Below are 15,951 nucleotides of genomic sequence, written 5' to 3'. Positions count from 1 at the left end.
CCGGGACCGGCGACCCGGCTGCCGCGGCGAGGTCCGGCCCGGGACGAGGCGTGGTTCCGGTACGGCGGCCAGTGCGCCGCGGCGCGCACGCCGCGCCTTCCCGCGCGGGCTCACGCCCCCGGGTCTGGGCAGGAGGCCGCCAGCGCGCCGGCCGTCTCCACCACGTACGCCCGCAGCCTGGCGACGTCCTGCGGCCCCTCGCCCGCACCCAGGACCAGCCGGGCCATCTGCGGGAACGCCAGCGGCCAGACCGCCACACCGATGAGCGCGAGAAACGTGGCGGCGGCGTCCCCCGCGAGCCGCCCGCCGGTCGATGCGGCCAGTGCGGCGGCCTTCCGCGCGTAGTGCGCGGCGCGCGCCCCGCTGTCGGGCGGCGCCGCGTCCCCGTAGTACAGGGCCTCCCACATCATCAGCCGGGTCAGCTCGGGGTTGTCCCGGTGGAAGTCGAACACCCGTCCCGCGTACTCGCCCGGGTCGCCGTCCGGCAGCCCCACCCGCACCGCGTGCGTGTCCAGCGCTTCCGCTACGACTGCGGCGAACAGCTTCTCCTTGCTGCCGAAGTACCCGTAGATGCGCTCCTTGTTGGCCTCCGCCCGGAGCGCGATGCGGTCGACGCGTGCGCCGCCCATCCCGTGTTCGGCGAATTCCGTGCGGGCCGCCGCGAGCAAGCGGGCGCGAGTTCCTTCGGTACGGGCGCTGGTCGTCATGGGGGGATCGTACCCGGGTTGCCAACCAACTGGATGGTTGGCTACCGTCCCCGCCATGGCGACAAGAACGGATGTCTGGATCACCGGGCTGGGGGCCACCACACCCCTGGGCGGCGATGTCCCCAGTACCTGGGCCGCGATGACGGCAGGCGCGAGCGGAATCAGCAGCCTGGACGGTGCGGGCTGGGCGGAGAGGCTGCCGGTGCGGATCGCGGCGCGAATGCGCCAGGACCCGGCGGATTCACTGAAGCGCACCGAGGCCCGCCGGCTCGACCGGTGCGAGCAGGCCGCACTCGTCAGCGCCCGGGAGGCCTGGACGGACGCGGGCGCCCCCGGAGTCGATCCGGAACGGTTCGCGGTCGTGATCGGCACGGGGACCGGCGGGGTGCTCTCGCTGCTCGGGCAGAACCGCGTCCTGGAGGAGGCGGGCCCCAGGAAGGTCTCGCCGCATACCGTCCCCATGCTCATGGCCAACGGGCCCGCCGCGTGGGTCTCCATCGACCTGGGTGCGCGGGGCGGAGCACACACCCCGGTGAGCGCCTGCGCGTCCGGGGCGGAGGCCATCGCACAGGGCCTGGACCTCATCCGGGCGGGACGGGCCGACATCGTGGTGGCCGGCGGCTCCGAGGCGAGCCTGCATCCGCTGCCGATGACCGCCTTCGCGCAGATGAGGGCGCTGTCCGTGTCGAACGACGATCCAGACGGCGCCTCACGCCCGTTCGACTCGGCACGCAACGGCTTCGTCCTGGGCGAGGGCGCCGCCGTCCTGGTACTGGAGAGGGCCGCGCACGCCCGCGCACGCGGCGCACGAGTGTACGGAGCAGTGGCCGGCGCGGGTACGACGTCCAGCGCCGGGCACATCACCGCGTCCGACCCCGAGGGCCAGACCCGGGCGATCCGCAAGGCGCTGCGGGACGCGGAGCTGGGCCCCGGGGACATCGGGCACGTCCATGCTCACGCCACGTCGACCCCACAGGGCGATCTCGCCGAGGCGGCAGCTGTCGCCGCAGCCATCGGCACCCACCCGGTGGTCACGGCCACCAAGTCCATGACGGGGCATCTGCTGGGCGCGTCCGGCGCGTTGGGCGCGATCGCGGCAGTACTCGCCCTGCGGGACGGGTCCGTCCCGCCGACCCGGAATCTGACCCGGATCGACGAGCGGGTCCCCCTCGACGTCGTCACCGGGGCGGCCCGCACGGGGCGTTGGGAAGCCGCCCTGGCCAACTCGTTCGGCTTCGGGGGCCACAACGTCTCCCTGGTGCTCACATCGCCCGGGTGAGCGAATGAGGTCGAAGCCTCAGGACTGGGTAAGTGGAACGGTGAATACCGAAGTTCCACGACTCGCCGGGAGGCGGTGCACCATGCTGCACGGCATCGATGTCAGCACCTACCAGTCGTCGTTCGACACCGACGGCCTGAGTTTCGTCTTCATCAAGGCCTCCGAAGGCCACACCTACGTCAATCCACGGCTGACCACCCAGACCAAGCTGGCCCGTGACGGTGGTTGCGTCACCGGCTTCTACCACTTCCTGTGGCCGGGGAACATCCAGACGCAGGCCGAGTACTTCGTGAGCAAGGCACCCGAGAAGGCGGGCGATCTGCTCGCGGTGGACTGGGAGACCACGGGTGACCACACCCGGGCGAGCAACGCCGAAAAGGACAGCTTCATCAGAGCGGTGAAGAAGCTGCGGCCCCACAACCGCGTACTGCTGTACACGAACCGCGACTTCTGGCTGAACCACGACACCACGTCGTACGCCGGGGACGGGCTCTGGATCGCGGACTACACCACGGCGGGCAAGCCCAGGATCAAGGCGGCGTGGACCTTCCACCAGTACACCGACAGCCCGCTCGACAAGAATGTGGCCCACTCACGCTTCGCGAGCAAGAGCGCGCTGAAGGAGTGGGCCACACCGTAGGGACGAGGCGCGGGAGAGACAGCCGGCCGGGCATCCGGCCGTCCGGTGTCCGGACCGGCGACCCGTGAGGCGTCAGGCGTCAGGCGTCAGGCGTCAGGCCCGGAACGCGGCGGGGCGCTCGCGCGGGGCGGCGGCCAGCGCCTTGGTGACGCCTTCCGTACCGGCCGAGAGACCGTAGACGGGGGTGTCAGGCTGCTGGCGCCAGGATTCGTCGATACCGCCCGCGTCGACGGTGTCGAAGCCGATCTCGTCGATCAGTTCACGCACGGTCCGCTTGGCGGCCGTGTCGTCACCCGCGACCGGCAGCGCGAGCCGGCCCGCCGCCCCCTGGGGGCGCGCCTCGTCAATGATGTGGTGGGCGTAGATCCCGTTGAACGCCTTGATGACCGGGTGGCCGATCTGCTGCTCGGTCCAGCGGCTCTCCGGGAGCCCGTCCTCGATGGCGTCGATCCGCCCGTCCCGCTGGCGCGGGTAGTAGTTGCCGGTGTCGATCACGGCGACCCCCGGAGCAGCGGCGTCGAGCAGTCCGGACGGCAGGTCCGGCACGGCCTTCACCGGGATGGTGATGACGACGACCTGGGCGCCGCGCGCCGCCTCGGCCACCGGTACGGGGGTCGCGCCCGTCTCCTCGGCCAGCTCTCCCAGGGTGTGCGGGCCGCGGGAGTTGGCGACGGACACGTCGTGCCCCAGCGCCGTGAGCCGCCGGGTCAGATTGCCGCCGATGTGGCCGGCGCCGATGATGCCGATCTTCATGGTGTGCCCTCCGCTGCGTATGTTCCGGATGCTGTGGGGTGCGGTGCCGGGTCAGGTGGTGCGGTGGCGGAGCAGTGCTCGTTCGCGTGATGCCGTGTCGCCGGGCACCGGACCCCGGCACGTGCCGCCCCGTCGCATCGGTGGCCAACCTGCCCGGCGGCCGGGCTATTCCGTCGCGGACTTCCGTTCACCCGACTGACATATTCCGCCGCCACAGCCCCGGTACGGCGCCCGCTTCGTGCCCGCTTCGTGCCTGATTCGGGACCGGATGCCGCCCTTCTCCGCCTTCAAGTCGTGAAGGCGGAGAAGTTTATGAGAGCGCTCTCAGCTCTAGGTATTGACCTGCCTCCCGAGCCTCGCAACAGTAAGGGCCATGCGGGAGGGCACCCCCCACTGCTCCACCACCCTCCCGCGCTCCGCCCCCCACAGACCACAGGAGACTTGCGTGATATCCCGCAGACTGTTCCTGACCGGCGCCGCGGCGACCGCGACCGCACTCACCTACCCCGCCTGGGGAAGCGCGCTGAGCCCACGCGCGTCGGCCGCCGCCGCCACCTGCGAACTGGCTCTGGAGAACAAGTCGTTGCCCGGCAACGTCAACGCGTACGTCACCGGCCACGAGCAGGGCACCGACCGGTGGGTACTGCTGCGCGCCGACGGCAGCGTCTACCACCCGGACTCGCCATCCGCCCCGCAGACCCCCCTGCCCGTCGACTGCGCCATCCCGCTGAAGGGCGCGGGCGCCGGCCCGGTTGTGCTGACGCTTCCTCAGATGTACGGCGCCCGGGTCTACTTCGTACGGGACGACACGCTCGACTTCTTCCTTAACCCGGGCCCGGCCCTGGTCGAACCTGCCTTCGCCACGGCAGCGGACCCGAACTACGGCCGCACCTGGTCGTTCTGCGAGTTCACCTTCAACCCGGACCAGCTCTACGCCAACATCTCCTACGTCGACCTGGTGACCGCCCTGCCCATCGGGCTCTCGCTCACGGGCACCACCAACCACACCGTCGCCCCGCTCCCCGACGGCGCGGTCGACAAGATCGCCGCCGACCTCACCACCCAGGCGGCCAAGGACGGGCAGCCCTGGGACAAGCTGGTCATCCACGGCTCCGACGGCAAGGTGCTCCGGGTGGTCTCGCCGCAGCACCTGATGGCGTCCGCCTCCCCCGGCGCGACACCGTTCGGCGACCTGTGGACCGGTTACACGGACCAGGTCTGGGAGAAGTACAGCTCCACCGACCTCACCATCGACCTGCAGGGCGGCAAGGGCAGTCTGAAGGGCCGGGTGAGTGGCGACGTCCTCACCTTCGACGGGGGCCACACCTTCGCCAAGCCCGACTCGAAGTCCATCTTCACCTGCAACGACGGCCCCTTCGCCAACAACCCGGGCGACCCGGACGACAAGAAGGCGCTGCTCGCCAGGATCGCGGCCGGGTTCAACCGGTCGATCATGCTCACCCACCCCAGCCAGCCGAACGGCACCACGGCGGCCGACTACTACCAGGGGGACGTCACCAACCACTGGGCGCGGGTGCTCCACGCCAACTCGCCGATCGGGTACGCCTTCCCGTACGACGACGTGGTCCCCGACGGCCAGCCCGATGTCTCGGGCGCCGCGAACGACGGCAACCCGGTGCGTTTCACGGTGTCCGTCGGGTCCTGAGCGACCAGGCGGACGACGGGGGCGGGGGCGGGTCCTGGCAGCGCGCCGGGGCCCGCGCCGGCGCGGCGCCGCCCGACCGGGAGCCGCTCAGCCGGAGGGCGGCGCTGACTGCGGCGCGGATCGCGGCGCGCCGATGCGGAGTTCGCGGGCCACGACGGCGCCGGCCACATCGGCCAGCTTCAGCCGGTTCGACCGGGCGTGGCCGCGCAGCACACCGAAGGCCTCGCCCGTACCGGTCCCCAGCCGCTCGGCGAGCATGCCCTTGGCCTGCTCGATGACGACTCTGCTGTTCAGCGCCCGGCTGAGCTGCCCGGCGGTCTCGCGGTGGCCGCGCAGCTCGTCACTCTGGTCCCGGAGCACCATGGTCAGGTCGCCCAGCCACTGGGCGGAGTCGGTCTCGGCAGGGGACAGCTCCCGGTCGCGGCCGAACAGCTGGAGTACGGCGCGGGGGCGGCCGGTGCTGTCGTGCAGCGGCAGCAGCGTCACGACGGTGTGGCCGTCCGCCAGGGCGCGGCCGGTGAACCGGGGCCAGCGCGCGGCCTGTTGCCGCAGGTCGATGTTGAGCAGCGCGCGGTCCTCGCGCAGGCACTCGGGGCCCGGTTCTCCCTGAAGTGTTCCGGCGTCGTCGGCCGGTGTCACGCAAGCCCCGGAGAGCCGGAGCAGCGCCGTGCAGTCCTGGCACAACTGCCGTACGAGCGAGGGTGACCGTGCCTCGTCGGCCGCGGCGACCGCGAGCCCGAGGGCGCTGCGCATCCACTGCTGTTCCGGGTCCATGTCGGGCCAGATTACCCAGGCGTGGCAGAGCCCGGAGCCGTACCGCACGACAGCCCCCCGGACGGGCCGGGGGGCGTGCGCGCCACGTGCCGTTACTTGTTCAGCGACGCCCAGAACTCCTCGAAGGAGAGCTTGCCGTCGCCGTTGGCGTCCTTGGACCTGATGATGGACTGAGCCACTGTCTCGGTCACGTGGAAGTCACCGAGCTGCGCCATGACGCTCTTGTACTCGCTCGCCGTGATCCGGCCATCGCCGTCGACGTCGAGACGCTCGAACGCCTTGCGGGCCTCTTCTTTGTCCGCCACTGGGTCCACCCCTTCTTGGTACGTGTCTGACGTATGTCAGATTAACCGGCAGGGTGGGCCCGCAGTGCCGCGGCCAGCCAGGCGAAGTCCTCGTGGTGCCGAGGCTGGGATTCCCGGCCGTTGACGACCGCCATCAGCCGCCGGTAGCGGTCCGCCTCGGCGAAGCCGGCGCCCGCCAGCCGCTGGAGCAGCGCGTCCCGGTCCGTGTCGGCGCCGAGCAGCTCGTCCAGGATGCCGGAGGCCTGTCGGGCAGCTCGACGACGGTGCGCCGGACACGCTCCTGGACGCCGGGGGCGGTGTCGAGGCCACCGAACACCTCATCGGTGAAACCCTCGATGATGCGGTTGCGTTCCGCGGTGGACAGCCTGGCCAGCCTGTTCATGAGCGCCGTCTCCTCCGCGCCCGCCGCGCGTTTCGCGACGGCCGACAGCACGTCCCGGTTCAGTCTCAGTGAGCGGATCTGCGCGTCCAGGGCGGCCACATGAGTGGCGGCCACGTCCGCGATACCGCTCTCCCCCGACAGCACACGGCGCACCGCGTCGAGTCCGGGGCCGAGCTCCCGCAGGGTGCGGACCAGTTCGAGCCGGGCCACGCCTGCGGCGTCGTAGAGCCGGTAGCCGCCTGCCGACCGCCCGGCGGGCGGCAGGGCGCCGATGTCCGACCAGTAGCGGATGGTCCTGACCGGGAGCCCGGTACGGCGGGAGAGCTGCCCGATGGTGAGGACTCCGGGTCCTTCGTCGTTCATGTCTGCGAGTGTGTTCCCTCCAGCGGGTGGAGACTCAAGAGTCCAGCAGACACCCGTGCGCGCCGGGGGGCCATCGCCCGGGCCGGTCCTGCCGGTTCTCGCCGGGGCCCCTGGCAGGGCCGGGGCCTAGCGGAAGATCCCGGTGTGTCCCAGTGAGTACCGGCCGGGCTGCGGATACACGGCGAGTCCGTGCGGGCCGCTGCCGACCGGGATGCGGGCGAGCTGCTTGCCGCTGGTGGTGTCGATCGCGTACACCTCGGCGTTGTAACGGCCGGTCAGCCAGAGCACCTTGCCGTCGGCGGAGACGCCGCCCATGTCGGGGCTCCCGCCGCCGGGCAGGACCCACTTCTTGACGAGCTTGTTCTGCGGGAATCCGAAGACCGAGATCGTGCCCTCGCCCCGGTTGGAGATGTACATCTCCTTGGAGTCCCGGCTGATGTAGAGCCCGTGGCAGCCCTTGCCGGTGTGCAGCAGCTTCGGGGTGGTGAACTTGTCGGCGCCGAGCACCCAGACACCGTCGGCCATCATGTCGGCGATGTAGAAGGTCCGGCCGTCCGGGGAGATCTTCACGTCCTGCGGCATGGCCCCCTTGAAGGGCAGCTTCTGCTGGCCGACCACCTTCATCTTCTCGGTGTCGACCTTGAGCAGCTCACCGGAGAACTCACAGGAGACGATGAAGTACCGTCCGTCGGCCGAGAAGTCCGCGTGGTTGACGCCCGCGCATGTCACCGGGAGGGTCTTCCTGACCTTCATGGTGTGCGGGTCGCGGAAGACCAGCTGGTGGTCGAGCGAGGCCATGACGATGGCGTACTTCCCGTTGGGTGTGAAGTAGAGGTTGTACGGGTCGTGGACGTCGAGGGCCTTCCCCGCCTTGCCCGTCGCCGGATCGATCGGCGTGAGCGTGTTGCCCCGGTCGTTGTTGACCCAGAGCGTCTTCAGGTCCCAGGAGGGCACGACGTGCTGCGGCTGCACTCCGACCGGGATGGTGCGGACGACCTTGTACGTCTTGGGGTCGATCACGTCGACCGTGTTGGAGTTGGTGTTCGGTACGTAGACCAGGGACGGGAACTTCCTGACGACCGGCGAGAGTCTGCCGGGCCGGTCCGCCGCGTACAGGTCCCTCGGATCGAGGACCGGGGGCATGCCCGCCAGCGGCGCCGGCTCGGCGGTCCTCGCCGCGGTGCCGCGTGGCGCGGCGGCGGCAGTGGTGGCCCTGGCGTCCGGGTGGGCCTGTCCGGTCCCGCCGGACGAACCGCAGCCGCCGAGCACGAGAGCGAGGCCGGTGGTGGCAGCGGCGGCGAAGAGCCTGGTGGTACGCATGGTGATCATGACGTCAGCAGCTCCGTAGTCGTCACCGCGTGCAGCCCGCGGCGGTCGAGGGCGTCGAGGATGGCGGGCAGCGCGGCGACCGTGTCGCGGTAGCCGAAGTGCATCGAGACCACCGAACCGGAGCGCACCGCCCCGGTGACGTTGCGGACGACGGCCGCGGTGCCGGGCGAGGTGTAGTCGAGGGAGTCGGTGTCGTACGAGAGCACGTGCGGGTATCCGGCGCGCGCCGCGAGCCGCTGGACCAGCGGGGTCGCGTTCTGGGTGCGCGAGGGGCGGAACCAGGTGCCGATGGAGCCCGTGAGCCGCCGCAGCCGGTCGGCGCAGCCGGTGATCTCGGCGTACGCCTCCTGCTCGCCCATCGCCGAGATGGAGGTGTGGTGGAGGGTGTGGTTGCCAAGGTCGTGGCCGCCGTCGAGGATTTTGCGGGCCATCTCCGGATGCTCGTCGAGCCAGGTGCCGACGGCGAGGACGGTGATCCGCGCACCGGCCCGTTCGGCCTCGGAGAGCACGGACTTGGCGATGGCGGGATCGCCCTGCCCGTGGAAGGTGAGCGCCACCCGGGGGCGGTCGCGGGGGCCGTTCCCGATCTGGACCGGCTGCCCGGCGAAGGCGAGGGGGGCCGGGGCGTGGAGCGGCGCCGGGGGCCGGGCCCGGGCCGAGGGGGAGCGCGCAGGGCGGGCCTCGTCGGGGGCCGGGGCCGTGGCGGGTGCACCGCCGGAACAGCCCGCGGCGAACACTCCGGCGACGGCCGCGCCGGCTCCTGCCCGCAGTGCGCTGCGGCGGCTTATCTCAGTCACGCGACCATTTAATGAGGAATCAGCCGAACCGGCCCTTTTTGCCTCCGTGCGCACCGATGTCGGCAGGGACCCACCAGGAGCGGTTATCCGGGGCCGGATCCGACGATCAGCGGCTACACCTGACACCTGGGCACGGATATCCAGGTCAGATGTTCACGTGACCTTCGATTAACAGACATCATGTCGCGATCCGGATGGGTACAACCGGGTGGCGCAAGTACCGCCCGGGCACTTCCCGCGCGGCACGGGCCCTCCAGGCACAGCCCGGGTACTCCACCGGGCACGGAGCGGGCCTCAGGACGGCTGGCGGTCTGCGACCCGCATCTCGAACCAGGTGGTCTTGCCGCGCGGCAGCAGATCCACCCCCCAGCGGTCCGAGAGCTTGTCGACCAGGAAGAGACCGCGCCCGCTGACGTCCATCGGCTGTACCGGCATCAGACAGGGCAGCCCGCGGGACGGATCGCGCACCTCCACCCGGATCCAGCCCCGGCGGCGCAGCATGCGGAGCCCGAAGACCCGGGCGCCGGTGTGGCGGACCGCGTTGCCGACGAGCTCCGAGACGAGTAACACCGCGTGCTCGGCGGTCTGCGGGGAGAGCCCCCACTGGCGCAGCACCACGGCCTGGGTCAGCCGCCGCGCCGTCGCCGCGGACTCCGGACGCGACGCGAGGCGCACCTCCGCGTCCGTGGGACTTCCGTGCAACTCCAGTGCTTCACGGGCCTGTTCGTCCTCCACGGCCGACACCCATCGCGCAGCATCCACATGGGTACGCTGCCGCGGTTCCTCGACACCCTCCAGGCCCGCCATGCCCTCCATCATGGCGGGCGGAAACGGCCCCCGGGGCCGTTCCGGTGGATCCGCAGCCGGAAAACGCGTCCGGACTCCCTGCCTCTTGGCATATGCGCAAGGCAATTCAGAGGTCGCCAAACCCGTCCTGAGCTGCGGTGATTCTCTCCTCATGAACGAAATTCAAGAGCAGTGATCACTCAGGCCTTAAGGTTGCCTTAAGGCTCGGCTAATCCACCCAACCGGGTATCCCTCAGCGGAACTTGGCCTTGCCGGGGCCCTCCTCGACGAAGCTGCGCATGCCCCGTTCACGGTCCTCCGTCGCGAAGAGCCCGGCGAACCAGGTGCGCTCGATGGCGAGTCCGGTGTCGAGGTCGGTCTCCAGGCCCGCGTCCACCGACTCCTTGGCGGCACGCAGCGCGATGGCCGGGCCCTGGGCGAGCCGGGCCGCCCACGCGTGCGCCTGCTCGTAGACCTCGGCCGCCGGGACGACCCGGTCCACCAGGCCGAGGTCCAGCGCCTCCGGCGCCCTGACCTGACGGCCGGTGAAGATCAGGTCCTTGGCCCTGGACGGGCCGATCAGCCGGGAGAGCCGCTGTGTACCGCCGGCGCCCGGGATCAGGCCCAGCAGGATCTCGGGCTGGCCGAGCTTGGCGTTGTCGGCCGCGATGCGGAAGTCGGCACAGAGCGCCAGCTCGCAGCCGCCGCCCAGGGCGTAACCGGTGACCGCGGCGACGACGGGCTTGGGGATCCGGGCCACAGCGGTGAAGGACTCCTGCAGGGCGCGGGAGCGCTGGACCATGGCCGCGTGGTCCATGACCTGCATCTCCTTGATGTCCGCCCCGGCCGCGAACACCTTCTCGCCGCCGTAGAGCACCACGGCGCGTACGTCGTCGCGGTGGGAGACCTCTTCGGCGAGCTCGCGCAGCCGGTCCTGGATCGCGATGTTGAGCGCGTTCATCGGCGGGCGGTCCAGACGGATCGTGCCGACGCCTTCGGAGACTTCGAGGGTGACTGTCATGACAGCAGGTTAACGGCGGCTAACGCGCTGCGGCCCGGTGCACTTGGTCACAGTGCGCCGGGCCGCGGCGGCGGAGGCCCGGAGGGCCGGGAACGCTACTTCTTCCAGTCCGCCCAGGACATGTTCCAGCCGTTGAGCCCGTTGTCCGGCTGGATCGTCTTGTCGTGCGAGTTCTTCACGACCACCACGTCACCGACGATCGACTTGTTGTAGAACCAGGCGGCGGGTGTCTGCTTGCTCCAGCCGCCGCGTACGTCGTGGAGGCCGACGCAGCCATGGCTGGTGTTGGCGGCGCCGAACGTGCTCGTGGACGCCCAGTAGTTGCCGTGCACGAAGGTGCCGGAGTCGGACAGGCGCATCGCGTGCGGCACGTCCTTGATGTCGTACTCGCCGCCGAACCCGACGGTGGCGCCGTTCATCCGGGTCACCGCGTACTTCTCGCTGATGACCATCCGGCCGTTGTACGTCGTGGTCGCCGGGGCGCCCGCGCTGATCGGGACTGTCCTGATCAGCTTGCCGTCCTGGACGACCTTCATGGTGTGCCGGTCCGCGTCCACCGTGGAGACCATGGAGCGGCCCACGGTGAACTTCACGGTCCTGGTCTGCTTGCCGTACACCCCGGGCCGGCCCTCGACCCCGTCGAGATCCAGCTTCACGGTCACCTTGGTGCCGGCCGCCCAGTACTTCTCGGGGCGGATGTCGAGGCGGTCGTTGCCGAACCAGTGGCCCTCGACCGGTACGGTGGGATCGGCCGTCACCTTGATCGCGTCCTCGACGTCCCCGGGATGCGTGATCCCGCGGGTGAAACGGATCGAGACGGGCATGCCGACGCCGACGGTCGCGCCGTCCTCCGGCGTGTACTGGCCGAGGAAGGTGTTCTTCGGCACCAGCGTGGTGAAGGCCGTGTCCTTCGCGGACTCCCGGCCCCTGGCGTCCTTGGCGACCGCGTGGACCTTGAACCTGGTCGCCGCGGCCAGGTGCTGGAGCGGCTGCCAGCTGGCGCCGCCCGCCGCGATGCGGCCCGCGACCTCGTTGCCCTTGGCGTCCTTGACCGTGACGGAGGTCAACCGGCCCTTGCCCGCCGTGACCTTCAGGGCGTCACTGGTGGCCACGGACACAGCGCCGTCCTTCGGGGCCACGGTCACGACGGCCTGCGAGGCCGCGGAGTCCGCCGTGCTGCCCGAACTCTGCTCCGCCTTCGCGCCGTTGCCGTCGCTCCCCGCACCGCCGCACGCCGTGACGAGCAGAAGAAGCGCGCCCGCCAGCAGAGCCGGCAGGCCGGCCCGCCCGCGCGCCGGCCGTCCCCCGGCCGATGTCCCCGATATCGGTCGCCCGTTCACGATGGTGGTCTCCCCTCGTGCACCGCCCGGCTCCGCCGGAGCAGGTGCCCCCGCGCGCCGTGTCCGCGCGCACTGTTCACAGAATAATCGCAGCGCGGGCCCGCCGGGTTCCCCGGCAATGTCACCGTTCCGTTCCAACCGGGCCCGGGCGCGCAGGTCATGGGGGCGCGGGAGCAGGCGGCGGCGGTCAGCCGAGCGCCGAGCCGGACCTCCAGCGGGCCCAGTCCAGGTTCCAGCCGCCGAGCCCGTTGTCCGGGGCGACCGTGGTGTCCGGGGAGTTGACGACCTCGACCACATCGCCGACGAGCGTGCTGTCGAAGAGCCAGCCCGCCGGGGACTGGGCGCTGCCGCCGCGCACATCGCGCAGCCCGACGCAGCCGTGGCTGGTGTTGACCTTGCCGAAGACACCGGCGGGCGCCCAGTAGTTGCCGTGCAGGAAGGTCCCCGACCTGGTCAGCCGCATCGCGTGCGGGACATCCGGAATGTCGTACTCACCGCCGAAACCGACCGTCCGGCCGTTCATCCGGGTCACGGCGTGCTTCTCCATGACGACCATCTTCCCGTTGTACGTGGTGTGCTTCCTCGCTCCCGCGGTGACCGGCAGGGTCGTCAGCAGGGCGCCGTCACGGCGTACCGCCATGGTGTGCGCCGCCGCGTCGACCAGGGACACCTGGGAGCGGCCCACCGTGAAGGCGACGGTCTTCTGCTGGACGCCGTACACCCCCGGCGACGCCTGCACGTCCCGCAGCCGCATCCCGACCGAGACCCGGGTCCCTGGCCGCCAGTAGGACCTCGGGCGGAAGTCCAGCCGGCTTCTGCCGAACCAGTGGCCCGCGACCGCTACCGCGGGGCTGGACGTGACACGGATCGCCCGCTCCACGGCGGCGCGGTTCTCGACGGGGCGGTTGAAGCCGAAGGAGACGATCATGCCCGTCCCGACGGTGGAGGCGTTCTCCGGAGTGAAGTAGCCGATGAAGCGGTGCGGGGGCACGAATGTGGTGAACGTGGTGTGGCGGGCCAGGGTGTGGCCGCCCCCGTCGGAGGCCACCGCGTCCACCGAGTACTCGGCGCCGAGCCCCAGCCGGCCGCCGTCCGGCTTCCATGTACGGCCGTCGCCCGAGACGCTGCCGGGGAGCACTTCGCGGCGCCCGTCCGTGACGCCGTAGACCGTGACCTGTTCGAGCCGCCGTCCTTCCGGCACCCGCACCTCGACCTTCTCGTGTGCACCGATGCCCTTCGCGCCGTCGTCCGGCACCACCCGGATGGCTTCCTCCGGAGCCCGCGCTTTGCCGTCGGAACCGGCTCCGCACCCGGTCAGCCCCGCCATCAGTCCCGCCCATACGAGTACGGCCGCGACGCCCGCCTGTGTCCGCTTTGTCAGTTGTCTCACGGACCGCTCAACGACCACCCCCCTGCGGGGGAAACGTGAGATTGCCGGTTGTTGCGGGCAGAACAAGAGCGAGGACCATGCGAGGGAGCCGCGGCCGGGACGCCGGGGCCCGACGCGCCGCCGGTCCCGATGAGCCGCGGGAGGCCGCCAGGTGTCGAGCGCAGCCGAGCAGGAGACCGCACCGGAAGCGGTGCCGCACGCGGTGCCGGAAGCAGCGCCCCGTGCGGCGCCGGACGCCGCACCGGGTGTGGCGCCGGACGCCGTGACCGTGTGGCCGGGCACCCCTACGCCGCTGGGAGCGCGCTACCGGGTCGGGCCGGACGGGGTCGCCGGCACCAACTTCGCACTGTGGGCGGGCGGCGCCGAGGCCGTCGAGCTCTGCCTCTTCGACGCGGCGGGCCGCGAGACGCGCCGCGAACTGACCGAGCTGACCCATGAGATCTGGCACGGCTTCCTGCCCGGTGTACGGCCGGGCCAGCGGTACGGCTACCGCGTCCGGGGCCGGTGGGACCCGTGGACGGGTGCCCGCTGGAACACCGCGAAGCTGCTCCTCGATCCGTACGCGCGCGCCGTGGACGGGGAGTTCCGGCTGCCCCCCGAGGTGTACGGGCACGTCAGGGACTGGCCGGAGCAGGAGGTCGCCGACACCGTGCGCGACGAGCGCGACTCGGCGCCGCACGTGCCCAAGGGTGTCGTCGTCCACGACGACACCCCGGGCGACGAGTGGGCCGACGACGTGCGGCCCAAGACCCCGTGGTCCGACACCGTCATCTACGAGCTGCATGTGCGCGGCTTCACCAAACGGCACCCCTCGATCCCCGAGGAGCTGCGCGGGACGTACGCGGGCCTGGCCCATCCGGCGGCGATCGGCCACCTGGTACGGCTCGGGGTGACGGCCGTCGAGCTGCTCCCGGTGCACCAGTTCGCGCACGAGGACCATCTGCTGCGGCGCGGACTGAGGAACTACTGGGGCTACAACTCGGTCGGCTACTTCGCCCCGCACGCCGGATACGCGGCGTCCGGGACCGGCGGCGAGCAGGTCGGCGAGTTCAAGCGGATGGTGCAGGCCCTGCACGCCGCGGGCATCGAGGTCATTCTCGACGTGGTCTACAACCACACGGCCGAGGCGGGCGAGCTGGGGCCGACGCTGTCGCTGCGCGGGATCGACAACCGCGGCTACTACCGGCTCCAGGACGATCCGCGGCGGTACGCGGACTACACCGGCTGCGGCAACACCCTGCACGTGGTGCAGCCCCATGTGCTGCGGCTGATCACCGACTCGCTGCGCTACTGGGTCACCGAGATGGGGGTGGACGGTTTCCGCTTCGATCTGGCCGCCGCGCTCGCCCGGTCGTTCCACGACGTCGACATGCTCTCGCCGTTCCTGGCGGTGATCGCCCAGGACCCGGTGCTGCGGCGCGTCAAGCTGATCGCGGAGCCGTGGGACGTGGGCAGCGGCGGATACCAGGTGGGCGCCTTCCCCCCGCTGTGGACGGAGTGGAACGACCGCTACCGGGACGCCGTGCGGGACTTCTGGCGGGGCGCGCTGCCCGACGTGCGCGATCTGGGGTACCGGCTCTCCGGCTCCAGCGATCTGTACGCGTGGGGCGGGCGGCGGCCCCAGGCCTCCGTCAACTTCATCACCGCGCACGACGGCTTCACCCTGCGGGACCTGGTCTCCTACCAGCACAAGCACAACGAGGACAACGGCGAGGACAACAGGGACGGCACCGACGACAACCGGTCGTGGAACTGCGGCGCCGAGGGCGCGACCGACGACCCCGGCGTCGGCGCGCTGCGCCGGAGGCAGTTGCGGTCGCTGCTCACGACGCTGCTGGTGTCGACGGGGGTGCCGATGCTCGTCGCGGGTGACGAGATGGGGCGCACACAGGGCGGCAACAACAACGCGTACTGCCAGGACAACGAGGTCAGCTGGGTCGACTGGACACTGCTCGACGAGCCGGGGCCGCGGATGCTGCTCCGCCTCACGTCGCGGCTGCTGGCGCTGCGCCACGCCCATCCGGTGCTGCGCCGCCGGGCGTTCTTCTCCGGGACGCGCGCGGGCGACGGACTGCGGGACCTGGCGTGGTTCGCCGCGCACGGCCGGGAGATGACCGAGGAGGACTGGTACGCACCGGCCTCCACCCTCGGGGTCTATCTCTCGGGGGGCGACATCCCCGGCCGGGACGCGAGGGGCGAGCGGGTGACCGACGACAGCTTCCTCACGGTCCTGCACGCGGCGGACGGGCCGGTGGACTTCCTGCTCCCCGGGCCGCCGTGGGCGGACACCTACGAACTGCTCGTCGACACCTCCCGGGAGGACCAGAGCGGTGCTCCGGGGACGCTCCACCCGGGCGGCGCCGCGCTCACGGTGCCGGCCAGGACGGTGCTGCTGCTGAAGGTAAGGGCCTGAGGCCTG

Annotated in this window: 14 protein-coding genes and 1 pseudogene; 4 read left to right on the top strand and 11 right to left on the bottom strand. The window is 71.2% G+C overall.

All coding sequences use genetic code 11. From position 1 onward, the window contains the following. Positions 1-110: 110 nt before the first annotated feature. A complete protein-coding gene (locus OG917_RS24400) occupies positions 111-707 on the bottom strand; it encodes a TetR/AcrR family transcriptional regulator (RefSeq protein WP_328319743.1) in 597 nt (198 codons plus the stop codon). A gap of 55 nt (positions 708-762) precedes the next feature. Here OG917_RS24400 and OG917_RS24395 point away from each other — a divergent pair, with 55 nt between their 5' ends. Continuing rightward, complete coding sequence (locus tag OG917_RS24395) at positions 763-1,986, top strand: beta-ketoacyl-[acyl-carrier-protein] synthase family protein (RefSeq protein ID WP_328319742.1); 1,224 nt, start codon at positions 763-765, stop codon at positions 1,984-1,986. Between the two features lie 82 nt (positions 1,987-2,068). Further along, on the top strand, positions 2,069-2,626 hold the full coding sequence (locus OG917_RS24390) for a glycoside hydrolase family 25 protein (RefSeq protein ID WP_328319741.1): 558 nt from the start codon (positions 2,069-2,071) through the stop codon (positions 2,624-2,626). A 93-nt stretch (positions 2,627-2,719) separates the two neighbouring features. On the opposite strand, the gene OG917_RS24385 is transcribed toward OG917_RS24390, so the two are convergent. Beyond that, positions 2,720-3,379, bottom strand: a complete 660-nt coding sequence (locus OG917_RS24385; RefSeq protein WP_328319740.1) for an NADPH-dependent F420 reductase — start codon at positions 3,377-3,379, stop codon at positions 2,720-2,722. A 445-nt stretch (positions 3,380-3,824) separates the two neighbouring features. Between OG917_RS24385 and OG917_RS24380 the strand changes: the two genes are divergently transcribed. Further along, positions 3,825-5,045: a glycoside hydrolase family 64 protein gene (locus OG917_RS24380; RefSeq protein ID WP_328319739.1), complete on the top strand. Its 1,221-nt coding sequence runs from the start codon at positions 3,825-3,827 to the stop codon at positions 5,043-5,045. A gap of 87 nt (positions 5,046-5,132) precedes the next feature. Here OG917_RS24380 and OG917_RS24375 read toward each other — a convergent pair whose 3' ends face one another. The 9 genes and pseudogenes from OG917_RS24375 to OG917_RS24335 form a co-directional block, all read right to left on the bottom strand. Beyond that, complete coding sequence (locus OG917_RS24375; RefSeq protein ID WP_328319738.1) at positions 5,133-5,819, bottom strand: ANTAR domain-containing protein; 687 nt, start codon at positions 5,817-5,819, stop codon at positions 5,133-5,135. Positions 5,820-5,911: 92 nt separating this feature from the next. Continuing rightward, positions 5,912-6,124: an EF-hand domain-containing protein gene (locus tag OG917_RS24370; protein ID WP_328319737.1), complete on the bottom strand. Its 213-nt coding sequence runs from the start codon at positions 6,122-6,124 to the stop codon at positions 5,912-5,914. 41 nt (positions 6,125-6,165) lie between these two features. Then, a pseudogene (locus OG917_RS24365) lies at positions 6,166-6,869 on the bottom strand (helix-turn-helix domain-containing protein). A gap of 126 nt (positions 6,870-6,995) precedes the next feature. Next, positions 6,996-8,198 (bottom strand): YncE family protein, encoded by a 1,203-nt coding sequence (locus tag OG917_RS24360; RefSeq protein ID WP_328319736.1) that lies wholly within the window; start codon positions 8,196-8,198, stop codon positions 6,996-6,998. Continuing rightward, the gene (locus OG917_RS24355; protein WP_328319735.1) at positions 8,195-8,995 is read right to left on the bottom strand and encodes a polysaccharide deacetylase family protein; all 801 of its coding nucleotides are present in this window, start codon (positions 8,993-8,995) and stop codon (positions 8,195-8,197) included. The genes OG917_RS24360 and OG917_RS24355 overlap by 4 nt, the downstream gene beginning before the upstream one ends. Before the next feature lie 294 nt (positions 8,996-9,289). Continuing rightward, positions 9,290-9,814, bottom strand: coding sequence for an ATP-binding protein (locus OG917_RS24350; protein ID WP_328319734.1), 525 nt, complete (start codon positions 9,812-9,814; stop codon positions 9,290-9,292). A 220-nt stretch (positions 9,815-10,034) separates the two neighbouring features. After that, positions 10,035-10,802, bottom strand: a complete 768-nt coding sequence (locus OG917_RS24345) for an enoyl-CoA hydratase/isomerase family protein (protein WP_328319733.1) — start codon at positions 10,800-10,802, stop codon at positions 10,035-10,037. 95 nt (positions 10,803-10,897) lie between these two features. After that, complete coding sequence (locus OG917_RS24340; RefSeq protein WP_328319732.1) at positions 10,898-12,142, bottom strand: L,D-transpeptidase; 1,245 nt, start codon at positions 12,140-12,142, stop codon at positions 10,898-10,900. A 187-nt stretch (positions 12,143-12,329) separates the two neighbouring features. Then, the gene (locus OG917_RS24335; RefSeq protein ID WP_328322148.1) at positions 12,330-13,469 is read right to left on the bottom strand and encodes a L,D-transpeptidase; all 1,140 of its coding nucleotides are present in this window, start codon (positions 13,467-13,469) and stop codon (positions 12,330-12,332) included. Between the two features lie 214 nt (positions 13,470-13,683). Here OG917_RS24335 and glgX point away from each other — a divergent pair, with 214 nt between their 5' ends. Beyond that, positions 13,684-15,945, top strand: a complete 2,262-nt coding sequence (glgX, locus tag OG917_RS24330) for a glycogen debranching protein GlgX (RefSeq protein ID WP_443059011.1) — start codon at positions 13,684-13,686, stop codon at positions 15,943-15,945. Positions 15,946-15,951 lie beyond the last annotated feature (6 nt).

The sequence above is a fragment of the Streptomyces sp. NBC_00388 genome (genome assembly GCF_036061255.1).
Lineage (GTDB): Bacteria > Actinomycetota > Actinomycetes > Streptomycetales > Streptomycetaceae > Streptomyces.
The sequence above is the reverse complement of the archived record's forward strand: the minus strand, read 5'-3'. Positions and strand labels throughout refer to the sequence as shown.

What these genes read in the sequence shown, in the direction of transcription:
- OG917_RS24400 (WP_328319743.1), bottom strand. Translation starts at nt 707, where the DNA reads ATGACGACCAGCGCCCGTACCGAAGGAACTCGCGCCCGCTTGCTCGCG.
- OG917_RS24395 (WP_328319742.1), top strand. Translation starts at nt 763, where the DNA reads ATGGCGACAAGAACGGATGTCTGGATCACCGGGCTGGGGGCCACCACA.
- OG917_RS24390 (WP_328319741.1), top strand. Translation starts at nt 2,069, where the DNA reads ATGCTGCACGGCATCGATGTCAGCACCTACCAGTCGTCGTTCGACACC.
- OG917_RS24385 (WP_328319740.1), bottom strand. Translation starts at nt 3,379, where the DNA reads ATGAAGATCGGCATCATCGGCGCCGGCCACATCGGCGGCAATCTGACC.
- OG917_RS24375 (WP_328319738.1), bottom strand. Translation starts at nt 5,819, where the DNA reads ATGGACCCGGAACAGCAGTGGATGCGCAGCGCCCTCGGGCTCGCGGTC.
- OG917_RS24360 (WP_328319736.1), bottom strand. Translation starts at nt 8,198, where the DNA reads ATGATCACCATGCGTACCACCAGGCTCTTCGCCGCCGCTGCCACCACC.
- OG917_RS24350 (WP_328319734.1), bottom strand. Translation starts at nt 9,814, where the DNA reads ATGATGGAGGGCATGGCGGGCCTGGAGGGTGTCGAGGAACCGCGGCAG.
- OG917_RS24345 (WP_328319733.1), bottom strand. Translation starts at nt 10,802, where the DNA reads ATGACAGTCACCCTCGAAGTCTCCGAAGGCGTCGGCACGATCCGTCTG.
- OG917_RS24335 (WP_328322148.1), bottom strand. Translation starts at nt 13,469, where the DNA reads ATGGCGGGGCTGACCGGGTGCGGAGCCGGTTCCGACGGCAAAGCGCGG.